General features: G+C 69.0%; 27 protein-coding genes. 8 read left to right on the top strand and 19 right to left on the bottom strand.

Going from position 1 to position 25,828, the window contains the following annotated elements; genetic code table 11:
• Window positions 1-15: 15 nt before the first annotated feature.
• The 3 genes from EV685_RS15190 to EV685_RS15180 form a co-directional block, all read right to left on the bottom strand.
• The gene (locus EV685_RS15190; RefSeq protein WP_130482865.1) at window positions 16-846 is read right to left on the bottom strand and encodes a carbohydrate ABC transporter permease; all 831 of its coding nucleotides are present in this window, start codon (window positions 844-846) and stop codon (window positions 16-18) included.
• A gap of 19 nt (window positions 847-865) precedes the next feature.
• Window positions 866-1,726 carry a carbohydrate ABC transporter permease gene (locus tag EV685_RS15185; RefSeq protein ID WP_207224842.1) on the bottom strand — a complete coding sequence of 287 codons (861 nt, stop codon included), beginning with the start codon at window positions 1,724-1,726 and terminating at the stop codon, window positions 866-868.
• A 327-nt stretch (window positions 1,727-2,053) separates the two neighbouring features.
• On the bottom strand, window positions 2,054-3,358 hold the full coding sequence (locus tag EV685_RS15180; RefSeq protein ID WP_130482864.1) for an ABC transporter substrate-binding protein: 1,305 nt from the start codon (window positions 3,356-3,358) through the stop codon (window positions 2,054-2,056).
• A 262-nt stretch (window positions 3,359-3,620) separates the two neighbouring features.
• Here EV685_RS15180 and EV685_RS15175 point away from each other — a divergent pair, with 262 nt between their 5' ends.
• The 3 genes from EV685_RS15175 to EV685_RS15165 are packed head-to-tail and all read left to right on the top strand — an operon-like array spanning window position 3,621 to window position 6,681.
• On the top strand, window positions 3,621-4,802 hold the full coding sequence (locus EV685_RS15175) for a class I SAM-dependent rRNA methyltransferase (RefSeq protein ID WP_130482863.1): 1,182 nt from the start codon (window positions 3,621-3,623) through the stop codon (window positions 4,800-4,802).
• Window positions 4,803-4,810: 8 nt separating this feature from the next.
• A complete protein-coding gene (trhO, locus tag EV685_RS15170; protein WP_242615605.1) occupies window positions 4,811-5,731 on the top strand; it encodes an oxygen-dependent tRNA uridine(34) hydroxylase TrhO in 921 nt (306 codons plus the stop codon).
• On the top strand, window positions 5,728-6,681 hold the full coding sequence (locus EV685_RS15165; protein WP_130482862.1) for a pseudouridine synthase: 954 nt from the start codon (window positions 5,728-5,730) through the stop codon (window positions 6,679-6,681). Before trhO ends, EV685_RS15165 begins: the two co-directional genes overlap by 4 nt.
• A gap of 82 nt (window positions 6,682-6,763) precedes the next feature.
• Here the strand turns inward: EV685_RS15165 and EV685_RS15160 are convergent, their stop codons facing one another.
• The 5 genes from EV685_RS15160 to EV685_RS15140 form a co-directional block, all read right to left on the bottom strand.
• The gene (locus EV685_RS15160) at window positions 6,764-7,480 is read right to left on the bottom strand and encodes an ankyrin repeat domain-containing protein (RefSeq protein WP_242615604.1); all 717 of its coding nucleotides are present in this window, start codon (window positions 7,478-7,480) and stop codon (window positions 6,764-6,766) included.
• The gene (locus EV685_RS15155) at window positions 7,477-8,013 is read right to left on the bottom strand and encodes a GlcG/HbpS family heme-binding protein (protein WP_130482861.1); all 537 of its coding nucleotides are present in this window, start codon (window positions 8,011-8,013) and stop codon (window positions 7,477-7,479) included. The genes EV685_RS15160 and EV685_RS15155 overlap by 4 nt, the downstream gene beginning before the upstream one ends.
• Before the next feature lie 190 nt (window positions 8,014-8,203).
• Window positions 8,204-8,845 carry a response regulator transcription factor gene (locus EV685_RS15150; protein ID WP_130482860.1) on the bottom strand — a complete coding sequence of 214 codons (642 nt, stop codon included), beginning with the start codon at window positions 8,843-8,845 and terminating at the stop codon, window positions 8,204-8,206.
• On the bottom strand, window positions 8,842-10,389 hold the full coding sequence (locus EV685_RS15145; protein WP_130482859.1) for a sensor histidine kinase: 1,548 nt from the start codon (window positions 10,387-10,389) through the stop codon (window positions 8,842-8,844). The genes EV685_RS15150 and EV685_RS15145 overlap by 4 nt, the downstream gene beginning before the upstream one ends.
• A gap of 11 nt (window positions 10,390-10,400) precedes the next feature.
• Window positions 10,401-10,661 (bottom strand): hypothetical protein, encoded by a 261-nt coding sequence (locus EV685_RS15140; protein ID WP_130482858.1) that lies wholly within the window; start codon window positions 10,659-10,661, stop codon window positions 10,401-10,403.
• A 536-nt stretch (window positions 10,662-11,197) separates the two neighbouring features.
• Between EV685_RS15140 and EV685_RS15135 the strand changes: the two genes are divergently transcribed.
• Complete coding sequence (locus tag EV685_RS15135; protein ID WP_130482857.1) at window positions 11,198-11,434, top strand: cysteine-rich CWC family protein; 237 nt, start codon at window positions 11,198-11,200, stop codon at window positions 11,432-11,434.
• A gap of 38 nt (window positions 11,435-11,472) precedes the next feature.
• Here EV685_RS15135 and EV685_RS15130 read toward each other — a convergent pair whose 3' ends face one another.
• The 3 genes from EV685_RS15130 to EV685_RS15120 are packed head-to-tail and all read right to left on the bottom strand — an operon-like array spanning window position 11,473 to window position 13,908.
• Complete coding sequence (locus EV685_RS15130) at window positions 11,473-12,111, bottom strand: nitroreductase family protein (RefSeq protein ID WP_130482856.1); 639 nt, start codon at window positions 12,109-12,111, stop codon at window positions 11,473-11,475.
• Window positions 12,112-12,139: 28 nt separating this feature from the next.
• Window positions 12,140-12,865: an SOS response-associated peptidase gene (locus EV685_RS15125; protein WP_130482855.1), complete on the bottom strand. Its 726-nt coding sequence runs from the start codon at window positions 12,863-12,865 to the stop codon at window positions 12,140-12,142.
• Window positions 12,866-12,900: 35 nt separating this feature from the next.
• Window positions 12,901-13,908, bottom strand: coding sequence for a TerC family protein (locus EV685_RS15120; protein ID WP_130482854.1), 1,008 nt, complete (start codon window positions 13,906-13,908; stop codon window positions 12,901-12,903).
• Between the two features lie 196 nt (window positions 13,909-14,104).
• Between EV685_RS15120 and EV685_RS15115 the strand changes: the two genes are divergently transcribed.
• Both EV685_RS15115 and EV685_RS15110 read left to right on the top strand, forming a co-directional pair.
• Window positions 14,105-14,542: a TerB family tellurite resistance protein gene (locus EV685_RS15115; protein WP_130482853.1), complete on the top strand. Its 438-nt coding sequence runs from the start codon at window positions 14,105-14,107 to the stop codon at window positions 14,540-14,542.
• A gap of 41 nt (window positions 14,543-14,583) precedes the next feature.
• Window positions 14,584-15,471, top strand: a complete 888-nt coding sequence (locus EV685_RS15110; protein WP_130482852.1) for a LysR family transcriptional regulator — start codon at window positions 14,584-14,586, stop codon at window positions 15,469-15,471.
• Here EV685_RS15110 and EV685_RS15105 read toward each other — a convergent pair.
• The 3 genes from EV685_RS15105 to EV685_RS15095 all read right to left on the bottom strand — a co-directional run bounded on the left by EV685_RS15105 (window position 15,468) and on the right by EV685_RS15095 (window position 20,121).
• A complete protein-coding gene (locus EV685_RS15105; RefSeq protein WP_130482851.1) occupies window positions 15,468-16,205 on the bottom strand; it encodes a PaeR7I family type II restriction endonuclease in 738 nt (245 codons plus the stop codon). The two genes, EV685_RS15110 and EV685_RS15105, sit on opposite strands and share 4 nt — an antisense overlap.
• 29 nt (window positions 16,206-16,234) lie before the next feature.
• Window positions 16,235-17,932: an Eco57I restriction-modification methylase domain-containing protein gene (locus EV685_RS15100; RefSeq protein WP_130482850.1), complete on the bottom strand. Its 1,698-nt coding sequence runs from the start codon at window positions 17,930-17,932 to the stop codon at window positions 16,235-16,237.
• A gap of 110 nt (window positions 17,933-18,042) precedes the next feature.
• A complete protein-coding gene (locus EV685_RS15095; RefSeq protein ID WP_130482849.1) occupies window positions 18,043-20,121 on the bottom strand; it encodes a DEAD/DEAH box helicase in 2,079 nt (692 codons plus the stop codon).
• A 141-nt stretch (window positions 20,122-20,262) separates the two neighbouring features.
• Here EV685_RS15095 and EV685_RS15090 point away from each other — a divergent pair, with 141 nt between their 5' ends.
• Entirely contained in the window at window positions 20,263-21,333 is a 1,071-nt protein-coding gene (locus EV685_RS15090) for a histone deacetylase family protein (RefSeq protein WP_130482848.1), read from the top strand.
• Here EV685_RS15090 and EV685_RS15085 read toward each other — a convergent pair.
• Entirely contained in the window at window positions 21,312-22,247 is a 936-nt protein-coding gene (locus tag EV685_RS15085) for a M48 family metallopeptidase (protein WP_130482847.1), read from the bottom strand. The genes EV685_RS15090 and EV685_RS15085 overlap by 22 nt on opposite strands.
• Window positions 22,248-22,320: 73 nt before the next feature.
• A complete protein-coding gene (locus tag EV685_RS15080) occupies window positions 22,321-23,973 on the bottom strand; it encodes an AmpG family muropeptide MFS transporter (RefSeq protein ID WP_130482846.1) in 1,653 nt (550 codons plus the stop codon).
• Window positions 23,974-24,077: 104 nt separating this feature from the next.
• On the opposite strand from EV685_RS15080, the gene trxC reads away from it, so the two are divergent.
• Window positions 24,078-24,506 (top strand): thioredoxin TrxC, encoded by a 429-nt coding sequence (gene trxC / locus EV685_RS15075; RefSeq protein WP_130482845.1) that lies wholly within the window; start codon window positions 24,078-24,080, stop codon window positions 24,504-24,506.
• A gap of 13 nt (window positions 24,507-24,519) precedes the next feature.
• On the opposite strand, the gene EV685_RS15070 is transcribed toward trxC, so the two are convergent.
• The 3 genes from EV685_RS15070 to EV685_RS15060 form a co-directional block, all read right to left on the bottom strand.
• Entirely contained in the window at window positions 24,520-24,762 is a 243-nt protein-coding gene (locus EV685_RS15070; protein ID WP_130482844.1) for a hypothetical protein, read from the bottom strand.
• 14 nt (window positions 24,763-24,776) lie between these two features.
• Window positions 24,777-25,091, bottom strand: coding sequence for a DUF1360 domain-containing protein (locus EV685_RS15065; RefSeq protein WP_130482843.1), 315 nt, complete (start codon window positions 25,089-25,091; stop codon window positions 24,777-24,779).
• An 80-nt stretch (window positions 25,092-25,171) separates the two neighbouring features.
• Window positions 25,172-25,612, bottom strand: coding sequence for a hypothetical protein (locus EV685_RS15060; RefSeq protein WP_130482842.1), 441 nt, complete (start codon window positions 25,610-25,612; stop codon window positions 25,172-25,174).
• Between the last annotated feature and the right edge of the window lie 216 nt (window positions 25,613-25,828).

The following is a 25,828-nucleotide window of genomic DNA, read 5'->3' as shown; positions in this document are numbered from 1 at the left end:
TCAGGGCGGCAGTGCTTACTTGACTGCACCAAACGTGAGGCCCTGGACCAATTGCTTCTGGCTGAACCAGCCGAACACCACGATCGGTGCGATGGCCATGAGCGATGCGGCGGACAGCTTGGCCCAGAACAGGCCCTCGGGGCTGGAGTAGCTGGCGATCAGCGCGGCCAGCGTGCCGGCCTTGGCGGCCGACAGCGTGAGGCTCCAGAAGGCCTCGTTCCAGCTCAGCACCAGGCACAAGAGGCCGGTCGAGGCGAAGCTGCCCATCGACAGCGGCAGCAACACTTGGCGGGCTTCCTGCCACAGCGTCGCGCCGTCCATGCGGGCGGCCTCGAGGATGTCGCGCGGGATCTCCTTGAAGCCGGTGTAGAGCATCCACACCATGATCGGCAGGTTGCTGAGCGTGAAGACGATGGTCAGGCCCGTCAGCGTGTCCAGCAGCGCGCTCTGCTGGGCCAGCACGTAGATCGGCATCAGCGCGCCGACGGCCGGCATCATCTTCGTGGACAGCATCCACATCAGGATGTCCTTGGTGTGGCGGCTGCGGAAGAAGGCCATCGAATACGCAGCCGGCGCGGCCAGCGCCAGACCCAGGATGGTCGAGGCCACGCTGGTGATCAGCGAGTTGGTCGCATACAGCAGGTAGTCGCTGCGTTCCTGGACCTCGTGGAAGTTCTCCATCGTCGGCGGGAAGAACACCAGCGGCGGCACCGAGATCGCCTGCAGCTCCGTCTTGAAGGCGGTCAGTACGAGCCAGCCGAGCGGGAAGAACAGCGTCAGCGTGACGACCCAGGCGACCAGCGTGCGGGCCACCAGGGTCGGGGTGAGCGTGGAAGGACGTGACATCTTGGTTGTCCTCATCGACTTATTTGTCGAGGTTCTTGCCGACCAGGCGGATCAGGAAGGCGGCGGCGATGTTGGCCAGCAGCACCGCGAACAGGGCACCCGCAGAGGCCACGCCGGCATCGAAGTTCAGCAGCGCCTGCTTGAAGATCAGGAAGGCGACGTTGGTCGACGCATCACCCGGACCGCCACCGGTCGTGGTGTAGATCTCGGCAAACACCGACAGCAGGAAGATCAGCTCGATCATCACGACCACCGCGACCGAACGGGCCATGTGCGGCAGGTAGAGATAGCGCAGCTGCTGCAGGTAGGTCGCACCGTCCATGCGCGCGGCTTCGAGCTGCTCGCGGTCCATGCTCTGCAGCGAGGTGATGAAGATCAGCGTCGCAAACGGCAGCCATTGCCAGGCCACCATGATGATCACGCTCAACAGGGGCCAGTCCGTCAGCCAGTCCACCGGCGTGGCGCCGAAGAACTGCCAGACCTGCGCCAGCACCCCGTAGATGGGGTTCATCATCATGTGCTTCCACAGCAGCGCATTGACCGTGGGCATGACGAAGAAGGGCGAGATCAGCAGGATGCGCACCAGCCCGCGACCGGGGAAGGGGTCGTCGATCAGCAGCGCGATGCCCACGCCCATCAGCACCGTGATGAGGATGACGCTGCCCAGCAGCAGCAGCGTGTTGATCACCGCCACGCCGAAGGACGGGTCGGTGACGAAGTATTCGAAGTTCTCCAGCCCGATGAAGCCGGTGGCCTCGGGCTGCATGAGGTTGTAGCGGATGACGCTGAAGTAGATCGTCATCACCAGCGGCACGATCATCCACAGGAAGAGCGTGCTGACGGCCGGCAGCATCAGCAGGCGCGGCACCAGGCGCGAGATCTGGTGCGGGGCGGCCGGGGCGGCGGCGGGTGGCGTCGGGAGTGCGTCGGTCGACATGGTCTTGCCCTGCGGTGGACGGCGTCGCGGGAAGGCGAGGCGTGGACGTTGAAGTGCCGTGAGTGGCCGGGAGCCAGTGAAGCGTCGGAGAAGAGTCCGAGGAAAGCCCGAGGAAAGCCCGAGGAAAGCCCGAGAAGAGGCGGGTCGAGCCGGCCGGGATTCCCGTGTGGATCGGGGTTCCGGCCGTTCGACCCGCGGGCGTCGGTCCTTCAGGAGATCGGAGGCACCGGCATCGACGGCACGGCCGCCGTCGATGCCGGCTGGCTCGGCTTACTTGTAGTAGCCGGCCTTCTTCATCTCGCGGTCGGCCGCGTTCTGGCTGGCCTTGAGGGCCGCGTCGATCGAGGTCTTGCCGGCGAGCGCCGAGCTCATCTGCTGGCCCACCGCGATGCCGATGGCCTGGAACTCGGGAATGGCGGCGAACTGCACGCCCACATACGGCGACTTCGGCAGGGTCGAGTCGTTCGGGTTGGCGCTGTCGATCGCGGCCTTCTCGGCAGCGGCGAACTTGGCGGCCTTCTGGAACTCGGGGTTGGCGTAGGTCGACTTGCGGGTGCCGGTCGGGACCGCGCCCCAGCCGTTGGTCTTGGCGACCAGCTCGATGTAGTCCTTGGACGTCGCCCAGGTCACGAACTTCTGCGCCGCGTCACCCTTCTTGGTCGAGGCGGGGATGCCCAGGGCCCAGGCCCACAGCCAGTTGGCACCCTTGGGGGTGGCCATCGTCGGGGCTTGGGCGAAGGCGACCTTGTCGGCAACCTTCGACTGCTTCGGGTCGGTGATGAAGGACGCGGCGATCGTCGCGTCGATCCACATGCCGCACTTGCCTTCGTTGTACAGCGCCAGGATCTCGTTGAAGCTGTTGGCCGACGAGCCCGGAGGGCCGTAGTTCTTCAGCAGGTCGACGTAGAAGGTGATCGCGTCCTTCCAGGGCTTCGATTCGAGCTGGGGCTTCCAGCTCATGTCGAACCACTGGCCGCCGAAGGTGTTGACCAGCGTCGACAGGAAGGCCATGTTGTCGCCCCAGCCCGGCTTGCCGCGCAGGCAGATGCCGTACACGCCGTTCTTCGGGTCATGGATCTTGCTGGCCAGGGTCTTGATGTCGGCCCAGGTCGGGTTGGCGGCGACGGTGATGCCAGCCTTGTCGGCCAGGTCCTTGCGGTACATCAGCATCGAGCTCTCGCCGTAGAACGGCACCGAGTACATCTTGCCGTCGACCGACAGGCCGTTGCGCATGGCGGGCAGCAGGTCATCGACGTCGTAGCCGGCGGCCGGCTTGATTTCCTGCAGCCAGCCCTTCTTGCCCCAGATCGGGGTTTCGTACATGCCGATGGTCATGACGTCGAACTGGCCGCCCTTGGTGGCGATGTCCGTCGTCACGCGCTGGCGCAGCACGCCTTCTTCCAGCGTCACCCACTTCAGCTTGATGTCGGGGTTGGCGGCTTCGAAGTTCTTGCTGAGCTTCTGCATCTCGATCATGTGGCCGTTGTTCACGGTGGCGATGACGAGTTCGGTGGCGGCGTTGGCCATGCCGGCCATCAGGCCGAAAGCGAGCGCCAGGGATGCCTTGAGCTTCATGCGTGTCTCCTCAGAGGGATCAGGTCAGGGTGGTGTCAACCGGGTGCGATGCGTGGCTGCATCGACGGTCGCAACGATAGGTTTGCGCCCTCCTGCCCACCGATACTTCGCTTCCTGGTGCCTGTACGTTCTTGCGCATATGACTAGGTATTTTCTCTAGGATGGTGCGATAGCGTATAGGTTCGCTGCAATGCGGTACGCGAATCACCACGAGAGTTCAGGCCGCTGGAAGGCCTCGGGCGGGCGGCGACAATCCCGAGCCATGAAAACCATCCGATTGCGAGACGGCCGCGAGCGCTCGCTGCAGCGCCGCCACCCGTGGGTCTTCCAGGGCAGCATCGCCAGCGGCCGGGCCGACAGCGGCGAGACCGTGCGGGTCGAGGCCGCCGACGGCCGCTTCCTGGCCTGGGCCAGCTACAGCCCCGAATCGATGATCCGGGTGCGCGCCTGGAGCTGGGACGAGGCCGAGCGCATCGACGCCGCCTTCTTCGCCCGCCGCATCACCGCCGCCGTCGCGATGCGCGAGCGCCTGGCCATCGCCAGCAACGGCGTGCGCCTGCTGCACGGCGAGGCCGACGGCCTGCCCGGTCTGGTGGTCGACCGCTACGACGACATCCTGAGCGTGCAGTTCCTCAGCGCCGGGGTCGAACGCTGGAAAGCCGTCATCGCCGACGCCCTGCTGGCGGCCACCGGCTGCACCCGGCTCTATGAACGCTCCGACGCCAGCGTGCGCAGCCTTGAAGGCCTGCCCGCCGTCACCGGCTGGCTGCGCGGCGGTGGTGACACGGCGGTCACGCTGCACGAACACGGGCTGCGCCTGACGGTCGACGTCGCCGAGGGCCACAAGACCGGCTACTACCTCGACCAGCGCGAGAACCGCGCCCTGTTCGCCCGGCTGGTGCGCCAGTTCGGCAGCCAGCGGGTGCTGAACTGCTACAGCTACACCGGCGGCTTTTCGGTCGCGGCCCTGAACGGCGGCGCGAGCGAGGTGGTCAGCGTCGATTCCTCCGGTCCCTCGCTGGCCCGGGCCACGGCGCATGTGGCGCTCAACGGGCATGACCCTGCGCGCCATGTGTCCCTCGATGCCGATGTCAACGGCACGCTCCGGCAGATGCTGCAGGACGGCCGCAGCTTCGACGCCATCGTGCTGGACCCGCCCAAGTTCGCGCCCACGGCGTCACACGCCGAACGCGCCAGCCGGGCCTACAAGGACATCAACCGGCTGGCGCTCAAGCTGCTGTCGCCCGGTGGCCTGCTGCTGACCTTCAGCTGTTCGGGCGGCATCGGCGCGGATCTGTTCCACAAGATCGTCGCTGGCGCGGCCATGGACGCCGAGGTCGACGGCTACCTGCTGCAGCGCCTGGAAGCCGCGCCCGATCACCCGACCACGCTGTGCTTCCCCGAGGGCGAGTACCTCAAGGGGCTGGTGATCCTCAAGCGTTGACCGACGCCATGAATGACGCGATGAACGCCGCGATGAACGCCTCGCCCGACACCCTCGTCCACAGCGCCTTCTACCGCTACGCCGCGGTGCCCGATCCGGCCGCGATGGCCGATGCCTTGCGGCAACTCGGCGTACGCCTGGGCGCGCCGCAGGCCTTCGGCGGCAGCGTGATCGTGGCGGCAGAAGGCATCAACGCGGTCGTTGCCGGCACGCGGGCGGCGGTCGAGGCCTACGAGGCCGCGCTGTCGAAGGACGCCGCCTTCGCGCCCTTGCACGGCCTGGTCTTCAAGCGCAGCGCCTGCCACACCCTGCCGTTTGGCCGCTACAAGGTCGCGCACAAGGCCGAGCTGGTGGCCATCGACCTGCCCGAGGTGGCCGACGTCATCGACGAACACGACGACAGCCATGTCGCCCCGGCCGACTGGGACGCGTTGATCGCCCGGCCCGACGTCGTGCTGCTGGACAACCGCAACCACTTCGAGTTCCGGCTCGGCCGGTTTCGTGGCGCGGTCGACCCCGCCGTCGACCATTTCCGCGACTTCGCGGCCCATGTACTGGCCCATGCCGACACCTGGCGGGCCGCCGGCCAGACGGTGGCGATGTACTGCACCGGCGGCATCCGCTGCGACCGCACCGCGCCGTGGATGCGCAGCCTCGGGCTGGAGGTCCGGCAGCTGCAGGGCGGCATCCTGGGCTATCTGGCTGATCGGGCTGAGAGGGCCGAGCGGGCCGACCCGACCGCATCGACCGGCAAGGCCGATCAACACGCCTGGATCGGCGAGTGCTACGTCTTCGACCGGCGCATCGCGCTGGACGCCACGCTGGCCGAGACCGGCCGCAAGCCCGCGCAGGTCTATGACCCCTCGCGCCCCGACGAGGCCTGGCGCCTCGCGCGGGCCGAGCGGCTCGACGGCCAGATGCCGACTTGAGCCGCCCGCGTCCGGCCTGGACCCCGCCCGACCGCGACGGCATCGGCGCCAGCCGCGTCGCGCTGGCGCCGGGCCCTTGGGCCACGCTGATCGACTTCCTGCCGCGACGCCTGCCGGCGCTGGATGTGGCTGGCTGGCTCGCACGCATCGCCCGGGGCGAGGTGCTGGCCGCCGACGGCCGCGCGGTCAGCCCCCACGAGCCCTGCGCGGCCCACCGCATCCTCTGGTACTGGCGCACCCTCGATGCGCCCGAGCCGGTCGTGCCCTTCGAGGCCGACCTGCTGCACGTCGACGAGCACCTGGTCGTGGCCGACAAGCCGCATTTCCTGCCCATGACGCCCAAGGGCCGCCACCTGCACGAGACCCTGCTGACGCGCCTGAAGCGCCAGCTCGGCATCGCCACGCTGGCGCCGATGCACCGCCTGGACCGCGAGACCGCTGGCGTGGTCGTCTTCACCGTCCGGCCCGATGAACGCGATGCCTACCAGCGCCTGCTGCGCGAACGCGCTGTCCACAAGGTCTACGAGGCCATCGCCCCCTGGCGCGCCGACCTGGCCTTGCCACGCCTGCATGAAAGCCGCTTAGAGGAACGCGAGGGCGATGCCTTCATGCAGATGCATGAGGTCCCCGGCGAGCCCAATGCGCAGACCCGCATCGAGCTGATCGGCCGACTGCCGTCGACCGCGATGGCCGATGCACACGGGCATCCCGAAGGCCATGCGCACTACCGGCTGCACCCGCTGACCGGCCGCAAGCACCAGCTGCGCGCCCACCTGAGCGCCCTGGGCATGCCCATCGTCGGCGACCGCATCTACCCGGTCCTGCAGCCGATGGAGACGACGCCCGACTTCACCCGCCCGCTGCAACTGCTGGCGCGCGAGGTGGCGTTCGACGATCCGGTGACGGGGACACACCGGCGCTTCCTGAGCCGGCGGGGGCTGGGCGGCTGATGCCGTCATGCCGTGACGCCGTCACGCCGTCACGCCGTCACGCCGTCACGCCGTGACGCCGACCGGCGAGGTCGCCCGCAGCTCACGGCCTCGCCAACATCGCCTCGATCTCGCGATACCCCCGCGCCTGTGCCAGCTGCAGCGGCGTGCGGCCTTCGCGGTCGGTCAGGTCGCGGCGGGCGCCCGCATCGAGCAGGGCGCGGACGGTGGCCTGGTGGCGGGGCCCGCCCTGGCCCAGCACGACGGCCTCGATCAGCGCGGTCCAGTGCAGGTTGTTGACATGGTCCAGCGGCGCCTTCGCGGCGATGAGCTGGCGCACGACGCCGTCGTGGCCGAGGTGGGCCGCCGCGATCAGCGCGGTGCCGTCGTAGCGGCTGGTGACCTGGCTGGCGCTCGCGCCCAGGGCCAGCAGGGTGCGCAGCGTGGCCTCGTCATCGGCCACGGCGGCAATGGTGACGGCGTCGTAGCGGTCGTTCTCCAGCGCATCAAGTCCGATGCCGGCGCGCGCCAGACGTTCGATCGCGCCGCGCTGGCCGGCGTGGGCGGCCACATGCAGGGCGTTGCGGCCGTGGCCGTCGCGGGCCTTGAGCAGCGTGGCGGCGTCCGGGCCGGACAAGAGCGCGTCGAGCGCCGCCAGGTCGCCCCGGCCAGCGGCGTCGTGCAGGCGCAAGGCGCTCTGGCGGGCGTAGCCGGCGACGGTGGCCGCGTCCGGCGCGACCTGGGCCGAGGCGATCGGCGCGCTCAGGGCGACCAGCAGGCCAAGGCCGGCCAGCCGCAGGGTGTCGCGGACCGGCTTCACTTGAGTTCACCCGCCAGCTGATCGAGCGCGGCCTTGGCGCACTGCTCGTCCAGGTGACCGCCCGGCGCACCGCCGACGCCGATGGCGCCGATGACCTCGTCGCCCGACTTCACCGGCACGCCACCGCCCAGCAGCAGGTAGCCGGGGATGTGGACCAAGTTGGCGGCGGCCGGGTTCTGCTGCGCGGTCTGCATCATGGCCAGCGTGGTGTTCTTGGCCGAGGCAGAGGTGTAGGCCTTGAGCCGGCTGGCCTCCAGCGTGTGCGGACCGGCTTGGTCGGCGCGCTGGACGGCGCGCACGCCGCCGGCACGGTCGACCACGGTGGCGGTGACGGCAAAGCCGGCCGCCTGACAGCTGGCGACGGTCGTGCTGGCCAGCTCGTTGGCGAGCGCCAGGCTCATGTTGCGTTCGACGCGCACGCCGCCGCTGTTGCGAGCTTCGGCGGTCGGTGCGGCGAAAGCGAGCAGCGTGGCGCCGCTGGTGGCGAGGACGGCGGCGATCAGGGTGCGGGCGGTCAAGGAGCGGGTCGACATGGGGCGGTTTCCTTCGGGTTCGGTGGGCTGGCGCTCGGGGTGAGGCCATGGCGTGAAGGGTAGGAACCGGCCGGCGTGGGCGCTATTCGGCGGCCTACGTGCGGGGGTCCGTAGAAGTACGCAAGCACGTCGCAGGTGCGTCGATGGCGCGTCGATGGCGTCCGACCGAGCGACGTGGCCGCAGGTGGGTTCAGCCTTGTTCGTCGACCAGCGCGGCGTATTGGCGGATCAGCGTGGCGAGCGATTCGGCGCCGAGCTTGGCGAACAGGTTGGCGCGGTGGGTCTCGACGGTGCGGGGCGAGAGGCTCAGCGCGCGGCCGGCTTCCTTGTTGGTCAGACCGGCGACGATCAGGCCGAGCACCTCGCGCTCGCGCTCGCTCAGCTGGGCGTAGCGCTCACGCGCCTGCCGGTCGGCCTGGTGGCGCTGGCGGGTCTGCACGTGGCTGCGCACGGCCTGCTGCAGGGTCTCGATCAGCAGCTCGTCGTCGACCGGTTTCTCCAGGAATTCGGCCGCGCCGGACTTGAAGGCGCGCCGGCACAGCTCGACGGTGCCGTGGCCGGTCAGCATGACCACCGGCTGGTCGACGCCCTCGGCGCGCAGCCGGTCCAGCAGCGCCAGACCGCCCAGGCCGGGCATGCGCACGTCCAGCACGATGGCGCCGATGGCGTCGCGGTCGAACTGGCCGATGAACACGAGCGGATCGGCCCAGGTCCGCACGCGCAGCCCGACCGTGCCGATCAGCAGCGCGAGGCTGTCGCGCACCGCCTCGTCGTCGTCGACCAAGTGGATCAGCGGGGTGGTGTTCGGCGCGGTGCCCGAGGTGGCGTTCATGGCGTCGTTGATCGCGGCTGTGGCGCGGTCACGCTGGCCGGCAGGCGCAGCACGAAGACCGCGCCGCGCGGTTCGGCCGGTTCGAAGTGCAGGCTGCCTCCGGCGCTGGCGGCGAGCGTCTCGCACAGGCTCAAGCCCAGGCCGAGACCACCGTCGCGGGTGGTGAAGAAGGGCTCGAAGAGCTGCGCGCGCTGCGCCTCGGGCACGCCCAGGCCATGGTCGGTGACACGCAGCTCGATGGCGTCCGGCCCGCGTGCATGGGCCGAGATGACCAGCCGGCGTTCGGCCGGCGGCACCTGCGTCAGCGCCTGCAGCGCGTTGCTCAGCAGGTTGTGCAGGATCTGTTCGAGCGTGACGGCGTCGGCCTGCACCGCCAGCGGCTCCGGCAGGTCCAGCGCGGGTTGCACGGCCAGCCGGTCGAGGTCGCCCGCCAGCAGGTCCAGCGCGTGGCGCACGGCAGGGGCGAGCGCGACGGCGGCCGCCTCATCGGCCGCTGGCACGTCGCTGCCGGGACGGACCAGCGCGCGCAGGCGCTGCAGCACCTCGCTGGCGCGGCGGGCCTGGCGCACGGCCCGCTGCATGGCGCTGCGGGCGTCGTCCAGCTCGGGCGGGTCCTCGGCCAGCAGCCGTCCTGCCGCCTGGGTGCTGGCCAGCACGGCGGTCAGCGGCTGGTTCAGCTCATGGGCGATGCCGGCGGCGAGCTCGCCGAGCGCGTTCAGGCGGGCGACCTGGCCAAAGCGCAACTGCGCCTCGGCGCGGCGCTGGCGCTCGGCCTGGGCCTGCCAGTCGCGCCGCAGCCGCCACAGGCCGAACACGCTGCCCAGGCTCAGCACCCAGCTCGCCAGCAGGCCCCACCAGGGCCAGCCGGACCAGCCGCTGTGCCAGCGCACGACCAGGTCGAAGGGCTGGCTGGCGGCGGCCAGGTGCTTGCGGAATTCGAAGGACCAGCCGCCGCTGGGCAGGCTGTCGACGTGGGTGCCGGCCGGCAACGGCAGGGCCCAGGACGGCCCGCCGTCAACCTGCAGCGCCATGCGCAGCGGCGGCGCGTCGGGGCTGTCGCCGACCCGCTCGGGCCATTCGGCGCGCGGCACCATGCGCGCGAGGTCGATCTGCAGCGCATAGCTGGCGGGCTTGCCGGGCTGGACGAGGCGCAGCCGGCCGGCGTTGCTGAACGCGTCGGTGTCGGGCGTGACCGCCTCGGCATGGCCGCTGCGGGTGGCGCGGTCCTCGGCCTCGGCCCAGGCCGGATCGGGCCAGGCCTCGCCGGGCCCACGCCGGTCGACCGACAGGATCTGGGCGAACAGCGTCGACAGGCCTTGCCCGGCGGCCGCGTCGTGGTCGGCCTGCAGCAGCACCAGGGTGCCGAGGATGGCCTCGTGCTGCACCGCCTGCTGGCTCAGCAGCCGGTGGGCGATGCGGGCCTGGGTCTCGAAGGCTTCGCGCTGGACCGCGCGGTCGCGCAACAGCAGCAGGGCCGACACCAGCAGCGCCAGGGCCAGGCCCAGCAGCAGCGGCCGCCACAAGGGCTGCGGCCGGGCGTCCATCACACCGTTCCTCAGGCCAGGCTCTGGAAGTTGGTGTCGCTGTCGGCGTGGCCGGAACTGAGGTAGAGCCGAAGCACCGGCCCCTGGGCGTTGTTCTCCCAGACCCGGGCGGTGATCTCGAACTGGCGCCCGCCGATGCGCAGCACGTCGCCGCACAGCGGCTGGGTGGCGTGACCGTCCCAGAAGCGCGGCACCCGCACGTCGTTGCGGCGGATCCAGGCCTGATCCTCGTGGGTGAAGGTCAGCACGATCGAAACCTGCGTGGCGGACATCGTCTCGCTCCCTGGCACATGCCGGATGTGAAAGGGTCGAGATTAGCGCGGCCGGCCGGGCCTGCGCAGGCCCGCGCGTGACCGCTTGGCAAATCGGTCGGGATCGGCCGTGAAAGTGGCGGTATCCGCGGGGATGTCCGTGGGGAGATCGGCGGGGTGAGAAGGCCGGAACCGGCACCGCCGTGGTCGCGTGCGTCCGGGACGCTGTCGGCCCCACCGCCCACCGCTGATCGACTGAACCTGGCGCTCACTGCACCTCGGTCGATCGGCGCTGGGTCGACAAGGCGGACAGGCCCGGCGGCGACACGGAGCGGATCTTGGGGCCCTGTCACCCGCCACCGGTAAGCAAATGCTGCGGGGGTATCGGGTTACAACCCCCGAAGTTTTCGGCCCGGATCCCGAAAATCCCCCGTGCAGAACTGGAAAAATGGGATTGAAATCCATCTGAACCCAAGCTGGGTGCAACACCTGCTCACAGATGACACCGGCCTGACCGCGCCTAGCCCGGTTCCCTGACGGATCCCCGACACTGCTGCATGCCCGAACACCGCCTGGCCACCGACCCCGCCGCCCTGCCCGACCGCTGCCCGCGCTGCGGCGGTCCCTTCCGTTGCGGCATGAACGACCCCGGTCCCTGCGCCTGCACACGCGTCAGCCTCGACGCCGCCACGCTGGCGAGCCTGCGCAGCCAGTACACCGGCTGTCTTTGCCTGGACTGCCTGGCCGCGCTGTCCGGCACGGCGGCAGCGCCGAGCGGGCCTGACCCGCGTTAGCCGGGCCGGCGATCGCGCCGGTCGTCGTCCGGCTGGGCCTATGGCGCCGTGTCGACGGGCGCCCAGGCCGATGCACCGGCCTCACCGAGCACGCTGACGAAGCTCTCGGGCAAGGGGCGCGGTCGGGCGCGGGGTCGGGCGGTCCTGGCGGTGCCCAGGTTGATGCAGCAGACCGCCTGCTCGTCGTCCTGCAAGCCGAACAGCCGGCGCAACGGTGCCGCGTCCATGGCTTGACCGCTGGTCAGGCCGCTGCCGTAGCCCATGGCATGGGCCCCCAGCAGCAGGTTCTGGATCGCCGCGCCGAGCGACACCAACCGCTCGGCCGCCGGGATCTCGCGCACCGCGCCGTCGCGCTCGATCGGCCCGAGCCGCACGATCGCCAGCAGCAGCAGCGGCGCCCGCAAGGCCTTCTCGCGGGCATCGTCGATCTGGTGGGTCAGGGCCTGCGGATCGCGCGCGAGCAGGGCCTGCGCATAGGCCTCGCCCAGGCGGTGGCGCTGCGCCGTTGGCACGATCACGAAGCGCCACGGCGTCAGCTCGGCATGGTCGGGCGCATCGGCGGCCAGCGACAGCAGCCGCTGCAGCTGGGCTGCATCCGGACCCGGCTCGTGCAGGCGCTTGGGCGAGGTGTTGCGGCGCGTGGCGATCAGGGTGCTGGCGAGGTCGAACGGGTTCATGGCCCTGATCATGCCGCGCCGGGCTGCCTCACAACAGCGAGGCTTGCCCACCCATGCCCGACGTGCCCGCCATGCCTGCATCCCGCAGCGCCGCATCCGTCGCGCGCGTCACCGCCGTGTCGAAGACCGCGACCGGCGACGGCCGGATCAGCGTGCGCGCGGCGGCCTCGTCGCCGTGCAGCCAGGCGTCCCACTCGTGCGGCTCCAGGCTGACCACGGCACGCTTGTCCTGCGCGTCCGGCGGCAGGGCCGGATCGGGCTTGTGCAGCCGCCCCAGCAGCGGGTGGCCGTCGCAGTTGCAGGTCAGCATCGTGTAGCTGGCGACGATCTCGCCGCTGGCCGGATCGGTCCACTCGGACCACAGGCCGGCCAGTGCCCAGGGCGCGTCATCGGCCCGACGCAGCTGCCACCAGATGTTGCGGCCCGTCTCCCAGTTCGGCTCCTGGTACCAACTGGCGGGGATCAGGCAGCGCTGAGCGCGTCGCCAGGCCTCGCGGTAGGTCCACTTCTCGGCGACGGATTCGGCCCGTGCGTTGTTGGTCAGCACCGCGCGCGAGGCCGGTCGCCGGGTCGTGGCCTTCGGTGCGATGAGGCCCCACTGCGCCTCGGTCAGCGCCAGGCGGCCGTCTCGCACGCGCAAGAACGCGCCCTGCCCGAACGGCCCGACCGCACCGGCCCGGTAGCCGTCGCCGACGAGGGCGCGGAAGTGGCGTTCGATGTCCTCCTTGGGGACCATCTGGTAGAGGTTGCACATGGGTGCGACTCTAGCCCGATGGTCCCGCTGAAGGCTCAGTTTTGCGGCTGCGGCTGAGCTTGCGGCTCGGTCTGGCCGCGTGTCTTCCACAGCGACACCAGCACGCCACCGGCGATCAGGCCGAAGGTCACGCCCAGCGAGATCGGCGCCGGGATCTTGCCGATGAAGCCGACCAGGAAGATCTTCGAGCCGATGAAGACCAGCACCAGCGCAAGGGCGTACTTCAGGTAGGTGAAGCGATGGATCATCGCGGCCAGCGCGAAGTACAACGCCCGCAGGCCCAGGATCGCGAAGATGTTGCTGGTGTAGACGATGAACGGGTCGGTCGTGATGGCGAAGATCGCCGGCACCGAGTCGACCGCGAAGACCAGGTCAACGAACTCGATGATGATCAGCGCCAGCAGCAGCGGCGTGGCCCAGCGCACCGGACGGCCGGTGGCGGGATCCGGCTCGGTCACGACAAAGGCCTTGCCACGCAGGCCGTCGGTGACGCGCAGGTGACGACGCAGGAAACGCAGCAGCGGGTTGTTGGCGATGTCGGGCTGGTGGTCGGCCATCCACCACATCTTGATGCCGGTGACGACCAGGAAGGCGCCGAAGACATAGAGGATCCAGCTGAACTCACGCACCAGCGTGGCACCCAGGCCGATCATGATCGCGCGCAGCACGATCACGCCCAGGATGCCCCAGAACAGCACGCGGTGCTGGTACTGACGCGGGATCGCGAAGAAGCCGAAGATCAGCGCGATCACGAACACGTTGTCCATCGACAGCGACTTCTCGATCATGAAGCCGGTCAGGTACTCGATGCCACTTTGCGCGCCCAGCAGCCACCACACGCCAGCGCCGAACAGCAGCGCCACGCTGATGTAGCCGGCCGACAGCAGCAGGCTTTCGCGCACGCCGATCTCGTGATCGTCGTCCTTGTGCAGCACGCCCAGGTCGAAGGCGAGCAAGGTGATCACGATGCCGGCAAAGGCGAGCCAGAGCCAGGCAGGTTTGCCGAGCAGGTCGGCCATCAGGAAGGCGGGCAGGAAGTCCATGGCGGATCCAGGAGTCGTTGATGGGGGGCGACTGTGGGGCCGATGTGTCGACTGGAAAACCAGCGGCAATCGATGGCCAACTGCGGTTTTTACGAACCTCGAAGCAAACGCAGTCGAGCTGCGGTCCAGCCTGCTGGATGGCGCAGCGGCGTGCCGCTAACTTGGCGGCTCCCGCAACGCTCCGAGGAGACAAGCCATGCGCCCCTACCCCCGCAACAGCCCCGAAGCTGCCGCTCGCATCGTCTGCCTGGCCATGCTGGCCGACGGCGAACTGACCCGTCCGGAGATCGAGGTCATGGAATCGGTGGATCTGGAACGGCGCCTGCACCTGAGCCTGCCCGACTTCTACCGCGTGCTGGAGCACCTGTGCGACGACCTGAGCGTCGGCCTCGGCGACGAGTTGCTGACCGTCGACGACCTGACCGTCGCCCGCCTGATGGACGACATCGACGACCCGGCGCTGCGCCGCATCGTGCTCGACCTGTGCCGCGACGTGATCGAGTGCGACGCCTGGGTGAGCGACGGCGAGGCCTTGCTGCTGAATGCGGCGGTGGCGCAGTGGGGCCTGCATCGGGCCATGTTCGATGCGGCGGCCACGCGACCCCGGGCGGCGGGCTTGCCAGAATCGGCCTGATCGCCTGATCGCCTGATGCCCGCTCTTCCAGCCGTGACCCCATGAACCCGCTCAACTACCGCCACCTGCACTACTTCTGGGTTGTCGCCAAGGAAGGCGGCTTTGCCCGTGCGGCCGAGCGGCTGGACATGGCGGTGCAGACCGTCAGCGCGCAGGTCAAGGCGCTGGAGCTGTCGCTGGGCCATCAGCTCATCAAGTCCTCCGGTCGCAGCCTGGTGCTGACCGAGGCGGGTCAGGCGGCGCTGGCGCGGGCCGAGGAGATCTTCCGGCTTGGCCAGACCCTGCACGACGACGTCCGCCAGGCCGCCAGCGGGCCGGCCGTCCGGCTGGCGGTGGGCCTGTCCGACGGCATCAGCAAGCTGGCCGCACACGCCCTGCTGGCGCCGCTGCTGGACACGCCCTCGCTGCGGCTGGTCTGCCATGAGGGCGAGGTCGAGCAGCTGCTGGCCGAACTGGCCATGCACCAGCTCGACCTGGTGTTGGCCGGCCAGGCGGCACCGCACAACCCGAATCTGCGCCTGAGCAGCGACCGGTTGTTGAGCGCGCCGGTCGACTGGTACGGACCGGCGGCGCTGGTGCGCAAGTCGGCGGTCGATCGCTTCCCCGACTGTCTGGCCGACCTGCCGGTGCTGCTGCCCACCGGCCATTCGGCGCTGCGTCTGGCCATCGACCGCTGGTTCGACCAGCACGGCCTGCGCCCGCGTGTGGCCGGCGAGTTCGAGGACAGCGCCCTGATGGCGGTCTTCGCCGCCCGCGGCCTGGGCGTCTTCCCGGTCAGCCGCCTCGGCGCCGAGGACCTCGCCCTGATGCGCGGCCTGCGCCACCTCGGCGAGTGCCCCGACGTGCGCGAAGACATCCACGCGATCCGCTCGCGGCGCGGGCTGCATCACCCGCTGGTGCAGCGGCTGATGGCGGGGGCGCTGGCTTAGCTGCGTGCCGCTTCTGAAGCAATGTGCCCAGCAAATGACGCCACGAACGATCGCAAGCCTGTCATCGGCGACAACTCCGAATAGGTCCCGTCCACTGCCGCTGATCGAGGTGTGGCAATGACAGCGGCCGAAGAGTAAAGCTGTTCTTTCGCCAGTCGTTGGCACAGCAAGTCGTATCGCTGGAGATATGACGAGCCCGCGAACTCTTGGAACACGGGGAAGTGTGGCGACGACTCGCGCACCGAGACTCTGGATTTCGGGGTGTCTTCGACCACCATCAACCAGCCCACGAAGGGCCGCTCTTGTTGGCCAAATGCACCTTCACGATATGCCGTCCACAGATCGTGTGATGTGCCGATTGCTTCCTCGGCTCGATTGTTGAAGTTGTTCCCGAACGATGGCCCGACGTGACTCTTGAACTCTAAGGCAGCCACGAGTCGACGCCTGTCGATAATCAGTAAGTCCCAAAGCTTGGTTGGCCGAAAGTATCCCGGCAGCGTCAGCACAGCACGCTGCTGATGAATCTCTGCGTTCGGAAGGCCGTTTGCTTTGACCAGATCAATGACCAACTCAACAAAGCCGTCCAAATTCTTGCCTCCCGTGACTCCCGATCGCTCACCTTGGTCGGACTTTCCTGACTCCTTCTGCTTGCGTTTTGCGTCTTCGCGTGCATGCCAAAAAGTCTGTACCGCAGCTTGTGCCTTCTTCTCGAAGTCGCAGAGGTTTAATGCCATGGATCACGTTCTCCCGTGGTTGCAAATTCTCACCCGATCAGTGTATTGGCCTCGTCTTCAGTCAAGCCATAGAGTTCGCATGCCGCTTGATTGCACTCTTCAAGGTTTAATGACATGGCCGCCTGAACGAGTCGAACACGCATTTCTTCGGGCACAGTCGACCAGTTGGGTAGACGGATACGTCGAAGGTACTGTGCCTGGAAACGAAGGAAGCCTCCCCGCATAGTCGTGGAATACGCAGCTACGAACTGTCTCGCCACGCTGGATAACAACACGGCTTGCAGGGCGCGCAAGTTCCATTCTTCAGAGACGACGAAATAGAGGTTGTGGTGTGGATACAGCTTGCCTTCCTCGAACACCACGTGCGCTGATCCCTTGATGTCAGGAATGAGCAACTTCGGGCGATCGGCCAGAGAAGGCGTAATTCGGTCGATGGTCCGATACCAGTTGGCCGGAGCCTTTTGTGCCACGTGTCGGCCTGCGATGGCGGCACGGTGTCGGTCGAGATGCGCGCGAAGCTTTGGATATTTTGTAAGGTCTGCCAGCTTGCCGTCGTCCTCGAACGGATTGATAACACCCAGTCCGAGCCAATAAACGTGACCACTAACAATGTCCTTTGTCGTGGCGAGCGGCAGCTTGCGAGACGGCTCAACGTCCAGTTCTGCAATTGGCGCAATGAACGCCTTATCGGCTCCTGTCGCGACGCCAATTCCCACTTTGCATCCTGCTTCTTCGAGGGTGGGGAACCTGGCTTCCAGGCGCCTCAGGAGACTACGCTTGTCTGAAGAACTCAACACCCACGGCGCCGAACCGATGCCCGCTTGTTCAACGACCGCGACACCCCGTTCAGCGCTCGGCTTCCCTGATCGAAGGATGCGGGCGAGCTGCGCCAGATCCGTCGGCACCAGACCCGGTTGTTTGGCAACCAGGGTTGGTCCAGGATTCGCTCGTTCAATCAGGGTGATGGCGGGATAGGCAATTACGTCGGAGTTGAATGCGGGCGTGTCCACCATGTCGACATAGACCTTGAGGTGAAACGATTGGGTTACCTTCCCACGTAGTGGTCCACCGTACTTGTTCTTCGTCCACCTGTCCGCGCAGATGAACGTGAACTGCCCACCGTCCACCAACAGGTCTAGCGATCGTTCCATGAAGGGCACATAGAGGTCCGCCCGGTCATACATCGATGCGTAGCGCCGTCGATATTCGTTCAACAACGGGGCCGGGATCAGTTCTTGGCGCACGTAAGGTGGGTTGCCTACGACGAAGTCGAACTTTCCAGGAAGTTCCGAAAGCAGAAAGTCGCCGTGTAAGAGCCATGCCTCGGCGATTCGGCGGGATTCAATTGCAGAGAGCCCTGATTCTTCCAGCAAGCCAACCACCTTCGCGCGTGTCGCCGCGTAGGTGATGCCGTGCAGCTCAACGCCTCGTATGCAGTCTGCCAAGTCGCTGACACCGTCAACCGACTTGGCTGCTACCAGCAACCTCGCCGCAGCAGCCAAAAGGAACTCGCCGCCTCCAAACGAAGGCTCTAGGAGGCGCATTTGGTGCAATGGTCGATCAGAGGTGTACCCCGCCAAGTCCAGCATGAAGTCCACCACTTCGCGGCGGGTGAAGATAGCGCCGCGCTCGCTGTGATCCGAGCCATGCGCCAGCTTCTCCACCGCATCTGCAATGGGGCACATGCCCGGGAGCCCGGGTTGCTCGACTGACAGGGAGAGGGCCATGTTGTTCAGGATGAAAGGTGCGGTTGATCGGCCCGACGCTCATTCAATGACCGGGTCGTCAGCGCATTGTGCGCGGCGTGCGGGTGCGCCATTTGTGATTTGCGGCCTACTCATCGAACGCGCGGCAGCGTCGCACTTTGTACGTCAAGGTCACCCGCCACACCACCCGCAGCCTTGCGCCTCAGAAACCCCACATCGAAACAGCGCGCCGCGCCGCTGGCCTCGTCGTGCAGCCACAGCTCGGTGCCGTCCGGGCTGATGCGGGCGACCTCGCCGATGTGGCGGCCGATGCGCACGCGTTGGCCCACCGTCGAGCGGGGGAAGCCGCTGTCGCCTGCCAGCGCCTCGATGGGCTGCACCGCTCGTGCATCGTCGGCCAGGCGCAGGCGTTGCACGATCTGGCCGAGCACCGGGTTGGCTTGGGCATCGCTGTCGGCCAGGTAGACGATCAGCTTGGCCTGTGCGCGGCTCATCGCCACGTTGACCAGCCGGCGCGCGTCCTCGGTCTGCAGGAAGGGCTGGCGACCGTCGACCGGGTCGAACAGCACGAAGGGGGCCTCGCTGCCCTGGGCCTTGTGGACCGTGCTGACGCGCACCTGCGCCGTCAGGTGGCTCAGTTCATGAGCCTGCAGGGCCTGACGGATGACCGCGCGCTGGGCCCGGAACGGTGTCAGCACGACGATCTCGTGCGGCGCGGCCTCGCCAGCGGCCAGCGCCCGGCCGACACGCTCGGCCATCGCCTGCGCCGACATGTGTCGCACCGGCCCGCGATGCGTGGCCGACCAGCCGCCGCTGGCATTCACCGGCTCGATGCGCAGGTGCTCGTCCGGTCCGATGCCATCGAGGCTGCGCGCACGGCGAGCCTGCCACGCCGGGGCCTCGCGGGCGTCGTCGGCGACCCGCAAGAGGCCGTCGTAGAACAAGGCGCTGACCAGCTCGCCGATCGGCGCGGCCATGCGCGATTGCTCGTCCAGCAAGGCGACCGGGCCTTGCGGGTCGTCGAGCGCCACGCGCGCACGCGGCATCTCGCCGAAGGCCGATCGGCCCAGCCAGACCTTGGCCTCGCGGGCCTCGGCCCGCCGCACCGGCGCGAGCTGCTGCGGGTCACCGGCGTAGAGGCGCGAGCGACCCAGCGGGGCGAGCGCCAGCGCCTGGGCCAGGCTGACCTGACTCGCCTCGTCGAACACGACCAGGTCGAAGGGTGGACCGTCGTCGTCGCTCAGCTCGCGCAAGGTCTTCAGCGTGTAGGTGGCCCGGCTGGTCGTCATCGCCACCAGCCGGGCGCTGCGCAGTTCCGCCAGCGAGGCGCTGCGCAGCTGCCGGCGCAGGCCGTCGACGCGGTCTTGCCAGGCCTCCAGTGCGGCGAGGTCGTGGCGGCGTGGCCGGGCGGCCTCGGCCTTGGCGAGTTGCGCGACCAGGGCCGGATCGCGCAGCGCCAGCAGGTGCTCGCGGCCTTCGTAGGCCGCCGCCGAGAAGCGTGTGCCCAGCCGTCGCACGCGGGCGCGCAGGGCCTCGCGGCGCTTCTGCGCCAGCGCCTTGTCCAGCGCGATCACGGCCTGGTCGACGGCGGTGTGGGTGGTCGACAGCAGCAGCACGCGGGCCTCGGGACGCTGCTGCAGCAGCTCGGCCAGCAACACGCCCAGCGTGGTCGTCTTGCCGCTGCCGGGCGGGCCCCACAGGAAGCTCGTGGCGTGTTCGACCAGGCCGAAGGCGCGGCGCTGGGCCGGACGCAACCAGCCGTAGGTGTCGCGTGCCAGCGCGGCGCCCGGGAGGCGACGCGGTGTCGCCAGTTCGGCGCGTGTCGCCCAGGCGCGGGCGGCCCAGCCGTCATCGGCCCAGGCCTGGGCCAGCGCTTGCAGGAAACGAGGCGGGTAGACGCGGATCAGGCCGTCCAGCGCGGGCGGCGGCGCGGTGGCGTCCGACAGGATGAGCTGGTCGTCCTCCGGCACGACCGCGAGCACGGCCGCCTGGCCCTTGGGCGGGCCGCCCCACCAGACGCTGGCGCCGTCGAAGCTGTCGTCAAGCATCAGCTGCGGCGCCGGCTTGCCGCCCGACCAGGCCATGCCCGACTGCAGCGTGACGCGCCAGAGCGTGCCCTCGCGCTGCGAGGCTTCGACGCGGAAGTCGTGGAACTCGGGCGTCGCGGCCAGCTCCTGCTCGATGGCGGCGCGGATCTCGGCGATGCTCATGGCGACGGTTGGCGGGCGGCTGGGCGTGGTGGCCAGCTTGAAGGCAGCAAGGCGGGAAGGCTTGAAGGCCGGAAGGGCGCGCAGTGTAGGTTCCGGCGTTAGCCTTCGCGGGCCACCACGTCACCTTCCACGAGCCCCGCCATGCTGATCGTCCACAACCCCCTGCAGGCCAGCCACGCCGGTCGCCACGAGATGTTCCGCGGCCGCCTGGTGCCCTGCCACGAGACGCCCGAGCGTTTCGAGCAGGTCATGGCCGAACTCGCGCGCCGCCCGGTCGGCCCGATGCGCACGCCGCTGCCGGGCCACGAGGCTGCCGACGATGCCCGGCTGGCGCGCATCCATGACGCGGCCTATCTGGCCTTTCTGGCCGGTGCCTGGGACGAATGGCTGGCGCTGGATGCGGCCAACGCGGCGCTCGACATCCTGCCCTCGGTCTGGCCCAACCACGGGCTGCGACGCGACGTGTCGCCGCTGAATTTCTCGGCCCGTGTGGGCCTGTACGGCTTCGATGCCGGTACGCCCATCACCGCTGGCAGTTGGTCTGCCGCCCGGGCCGGTGCCGCCTGCGCGATGGACGCCGCCCGCGCGGTCGCCGCCGGCCAGGTCCGGGCCGCACTGGCGCTGACACGGCCGCCCGGCCACCATGCCGGGCCCGACTTCTTCGGCGGCTACTGCTTTCTCAACAACGCTGCGCTGGCCGCGCAGACGCTGCGTGACGCGGGCGCCGCGCGGGTGGCGGTGCTCGACATCGACTACCACCACGGCAACGGCACGCAGACGATCTTCGAGGCCCGGTCCGACGTGCTGACGGTCTCGCTGCACGGCGACCCGCGCACCGAATACCCGTTCTACCTCGGCCATGCCGATGAACGTGGCACCGGTGCGGGTCTGGGCTGCAACCTCAACCTGCCCTTGCCGGCGGGCACCGGCTTCGAGACCTGGTCAGATGCGCTGCAGACGGCGCTGGCGGCGGTGCGCGCCTTCGCTGCCGACGCGCTGGTCGTGCCGCTGGGCGTCGACACCTGGGAAGGCGACCCGATCTCGCGCTTCCGGCTGCGCAGCGACGACTACCTGCGCATCGGCGCGGCCCTGGGCGCCCTCGGCCTGCCCACGGTCTACACGCTGGAGGGTGGCTACGCGGCGGCGCAGATGGGGGTCAACGTCGTCAACGTGCTGGCCGGACACCTCGATCAGGCCGGCGGCGGCGCGTAACGGCGGGTCGGACGCGGCGCGCGTTCGTAGAGGCCGGTGACCTTGTTCAGGTTGGCCTCGATCTCCTGGATGCGGGTGTCGCTGGCCGGGTGGGTCGACAGGAACTGCGGCGGCGCGCCCTTGCTGGCCTGACCCATCTTCTGCCAGAGCGTGACACCGGCGCGCGGGTTGTAGCCGCCACGCGCGGCGAGTTCCATGCCGACCAGATCGGCCTCGGACTCGTCCTGACGGCCAAAGCGCAGCGTCAGCAACTGGCCGCCCACGTCGGCCACGGTTCTGCCCAGGTCGCCCAGGCCCAGCAGCGCCGAACCGAGGCCGATGAGCCCCTGCGTGGCGGTGGACTTGCCCATGCGCTCGCGGGCATGTTCACGCAGCGCGTGGGCCATTTCGTGGCCCATGATCATCGCGACCTCGTCGTCGTTGAGCTGCAGCTTCTGCAGGATGCCGGTGTAGAAGGCGATCTTGCCGCCGGGCATGCAGAAGGCGTTGATCTGGTCGCTGACGATCAGGCTGACCTCCCACTTCCAGGTGCGGGCGCGGTCGTTCCACTCGTAGGTGTGCGGCTTGAGCTGTTCGGCGATGGCACGCAGGCGGATCACCTGCGGGTGGTTGTCGGCAGCCAGCGCGCCCTTGCTGGTCGCCTCCTGCTGCAGCTGCAGGTAGTTTTGCTGGGCCGCCTGTTCGACCTGTGCGGCAGGCACCAGCTTGGCGAACTTGGACGTTCCGCCGACCTCCACGCCTTCGCGTGCCCAGGCTGGCAGGCCAGACAGCGCCGTGCCGCCCGCGACCAGGCCGGTGAACAGGCCGGTGAACTGTCGGCGCGAGGTGGGCGCGTGCCACGGGCAGGCGCAGCCGCCGCGATGCAGCTCGATCGGGGTGTGGATCTCGGCGGGGGTGACGAAGTCTCGGCTCATGGTGCTCGGGGCTTTCGGGTTGGGGCGTGACGCCCGGGGGGCTGCACGCCAGGTCAGTTCAGATCAGGGCGCCTCAGTCGTCCGTCAAGGGCGTGGCGGGATCGATCTCCAGCGCCCGGACGATGGCGCGCATCGTCCACAACAGCCACAACGCGGGCAGCGCCGCGAACGTGGACAGGATGAAGAAGCTGGGCCAGCCGATCGACTCGGCCAGCACACCCGCCAGCGGTCCGACCCAGACCCGGCCGACCGCCGCGAAGGCGCTGAGCATGGCGTACTGGGTGGCCGTGAAGCGCTGGCTGGTCAGGCTCATCAGGAAGGCGACGAAGGCGGCCGTGCCCATGCCGCCCGACAGGTTCTCGCCAGCGATCACCAGCAGCAGCGCGCCGTCGACCGGCGTGGCCTGGGCGAGCGACAAAAAGCCCCAGTCGAAGGCCGGCACGGTCAGACCGGGCAGGCTGCCCTTGCCGGCCACCGCCAGCCACCAGAAGCCGACGTTGCTGGCCATCTGCAGCACGCCGAACAGCATCAGCGAGCGCCACAGCCCGAGCCGCAACATCAGCGCGCCGCCCAGCAGCGCGCCGGCGATCGTCAGCCACAGGCCCAGCACCTTGTTGACCACGCCGACCTCGGCCGAGCCATAGGCCATGGCCTTGAGCAGGAAGGGCGTCATCAGCGAGCCGGCAAAGGCATCGCCCAGCTTGTAGAGCACGATGAAGCCGAGGAAGGCCCAGGCGCCGGGCTGGCTGAAGTAGTTGCCCAGGCCGCCCAGCAGGGTCTCGAAGCGTGCCCGGCGCGCCGCCCAGGCCGCCAGCGGCAGCGTGAAGCCGATGCCGACCAGCAGGGCGACCAGGTCGATCCAGCGCTGGCGCAGGGTGGGCGCCAGCGACGAGCCCTCGAACAGCGGCCCGAGCAGCGCCTGCAGCGCCGGCACGACGGCCTGCTGCGTCACGACATAGCCCAGCGCGACGGCCAGCACCACGGCCAGGAAGCCGACCAGGTCGTGCCGGGCCTCGCTGCGGGGTGCGTCCAGCGCTGGCAAGCGCGGCAGCACGAGCGCCGACAGCAGCGCCGCACCGACCATGATCGCGGCCATCAGGCGGTAGACCGCCGGCCAGCTCCAGCTCGGTCCACCAGCGGCCGCGGCGGCGGCGATGTTGGCCGGATCGGTCCAGATCATCGCAACGCCGCCCGACAGGATCATCGCCAGCCGGTAGCCCAGCACCGACAGCGACGAGCCCAGGCCGCGTTCGGCCACCGGCAGCAGGTCCGTGCGGTAGGCGTCGATGACGACGTCCTGCGAGGCCGACAGGAAGGCCACCGTGACCGCCAGCAGCGCGAAGACCTGCAAGGCACCCTGGGGCGATGTCGCCGACAGCGCCAGCAGGGCCAGCGCCAGCAACAGCTGCGTCAGCACCAGCCAGCCGCGTCGACGGCCCAGGCCGGGGACCTCGAAGCGGTCCATCAGCGGCGCCCACAGGAACTTGAAGGTGTAGGGCAGGCCGACCAGGCTGAGGAAGCCGATGGTGGCGACGTCGATGCCGTCCAGGCTCAGCCAGGCCTGCAGCGCCTGCCCGGTCAGCGCCAGCGGCAGGCCGGAGGCGAAGCCCAGCAGCGTGACCACCGCCAGACGCCAGGCCCGGCGTGCCCGCGCGGCGCCGCCAAGCGTCGGCGGGAGGGCCGCGGCGAGCGCGGGGTGGTCGGTGTCGGGACGGAGGGCGGGCATCGGCAAATTCTAGGAGCCGGGCCGTGGCGGATCTTCCGGTTCCACCGGGGCCTTGAAGCCTGGCCGGTCCTGCCCCATATCAGCCATGACTGATGGAGTGAACCATGCACATCGCCTGCGCCCAATGCGGCGCCACCAACCGCGTCCCGCCCGAACGCCGCGCCGAGGCACCCACCTGCGGCCGTTGCAGCCAAGAGCTGCTGCCCGCCGAGCCGGTGGTGCTGACCGACGCCCGCATCGACGCCGTGCTCGGCCGCACCGAACTGCCGGTGCTGATCGACATCTGGGCGCCCTGGTGCGGCCCTTGCCGCTCGATGGCACCGCACTTCGCCCAGTCGGCGCGGACCTGGCAGGGCCAGGTCCTGTTCGCCAAGCTCGACAGCGACGAGAACCCGCAGACCTCGGCCAAGCTGGGCATCCGCTCGATCCCGACGCTGGCGCTGTTCGTCGGCGGGCGCGAGGTGGCGCGCCAGAGCGGCGCGATGACCGCGCCGCAGCTCGACGCCTGGTTGCGGCAGGCGTTACGGGCTTGAAGGTGGGCGAAGCTCAGGCTTCGCGCGCTACGCCGCCATAGCGCAACAGCGATTCGACGTCAGTGGCTGCCACCAGCAGGGTCGGCACATGCGGTGTGAAGTGGTAGTCGCGGCCGGTTGTCTCACCGCGCAAGGTGAGGTCCAGCGGCCGGTCCAGACGCATGCGGATGTCTGAACCGGCCACCGGTCGAGGGACGGGCTCCGTGCCCGATCCGATGGCGAGGGAGGCGCGCTTGGCGCCGCAGCAATTGCTCATGTCGTTCTCCGGTTTCAGGGGCTAGGCTGCTGCCGGCCCGGCGACGAGCTGATGCGTTCGAGCAGACAGGCAGCACCAGACATGGCCAGCCAGAGCAGCAGGCTCTCAGGCAAAGTCACGTCGAAACTCCAGGTCAGTGGGATGGCGACCCACAAGCTCAGACAGAAGAAGCAGTCCATCATGGCGCCCAGCCAGGAATGGCCGAGCGAGGCCCTGAGCCGCACGACGAGGTCGCCAGGACCGTCTTCACGGGCGAGCAGATGGGTGAGTCGCCAGGTGGCCAGGACGCACAGGGCGAACAGCCAGCTCAGCTGGATATCGATGGTCATGACGGCTCTCCGGCTGGTTGGAGGTCAGGACGTCGGCGGACGGCGCCTGTCGCGCCGGCCGCCGCGTTCACCGTCACCGATCAGGAAAAGGTGAAGACATCACCCAGGCGGGCGAAACCGGCCAGACCGACCGGCTTGCTGTGGCAGTTGTCCAGCGCCACCACCGCCACGTAGAGCGAGTAGATGTTGCCGCAGGGTCCTTCGCCATCCTTGTCGAGCCAGTCCTCGGTGAGCTCCACGACGATGGTGTCGGCGGCGTCGTCGCAGTTGTTCATCGGCACGACGACATGCTTTTCCTTGTCGGCGCCGGCACCGATGCGCTCGGCGATCACCGAGACGCACCACTTGCCGCACAGGATGCGCTTGAGCTTGGCGCTCAGCTCGACCTTGATGACGACCTTGTAGCGGCTGCCAGGGGTCAGGATGCTGGTCGCCTCGTGCGCCGGCTCTTCGAACAGTTGCACGTTGAAGCTTTGGAACTGCAGCTTGTTGCAGACGGTCGCGGGGGATTCGATGGTCATTTTGCTCACCTCACTCAGTTGCTTGGACCCGCCCGGAGACATTCCGGGCGGCACCTGGCGGCGAGGGCTCCGACTGTCGGTGCGGATCGCCTTCCTCGGTGAACTCAGTGTGGCCAGCAGCACATGACGGGCACTGCCAAGGCACGGTATCGGGTGCTGTGCGCGGGCTTCATCCGCGACTCAACGGCGGGTGTCGACCGGTGTTCACGCCTGCTT

The sequence above is a fragment of the Sphaerotilus mobilis genome (assembly GCF_004216565.1).
Classification (GTDB): domain Bacteria; phylum Pseudomonadota; class Gammaproteobacteria; order Burkholderiales; family Burkholderiaceae_C; genus Sphaerotilus; species Sphaerotilus mobilis.
Note: the sequence above shows the minus strand (reverse complement) of the source record. Positions and strands in the feature narration are given on the sequence as shown.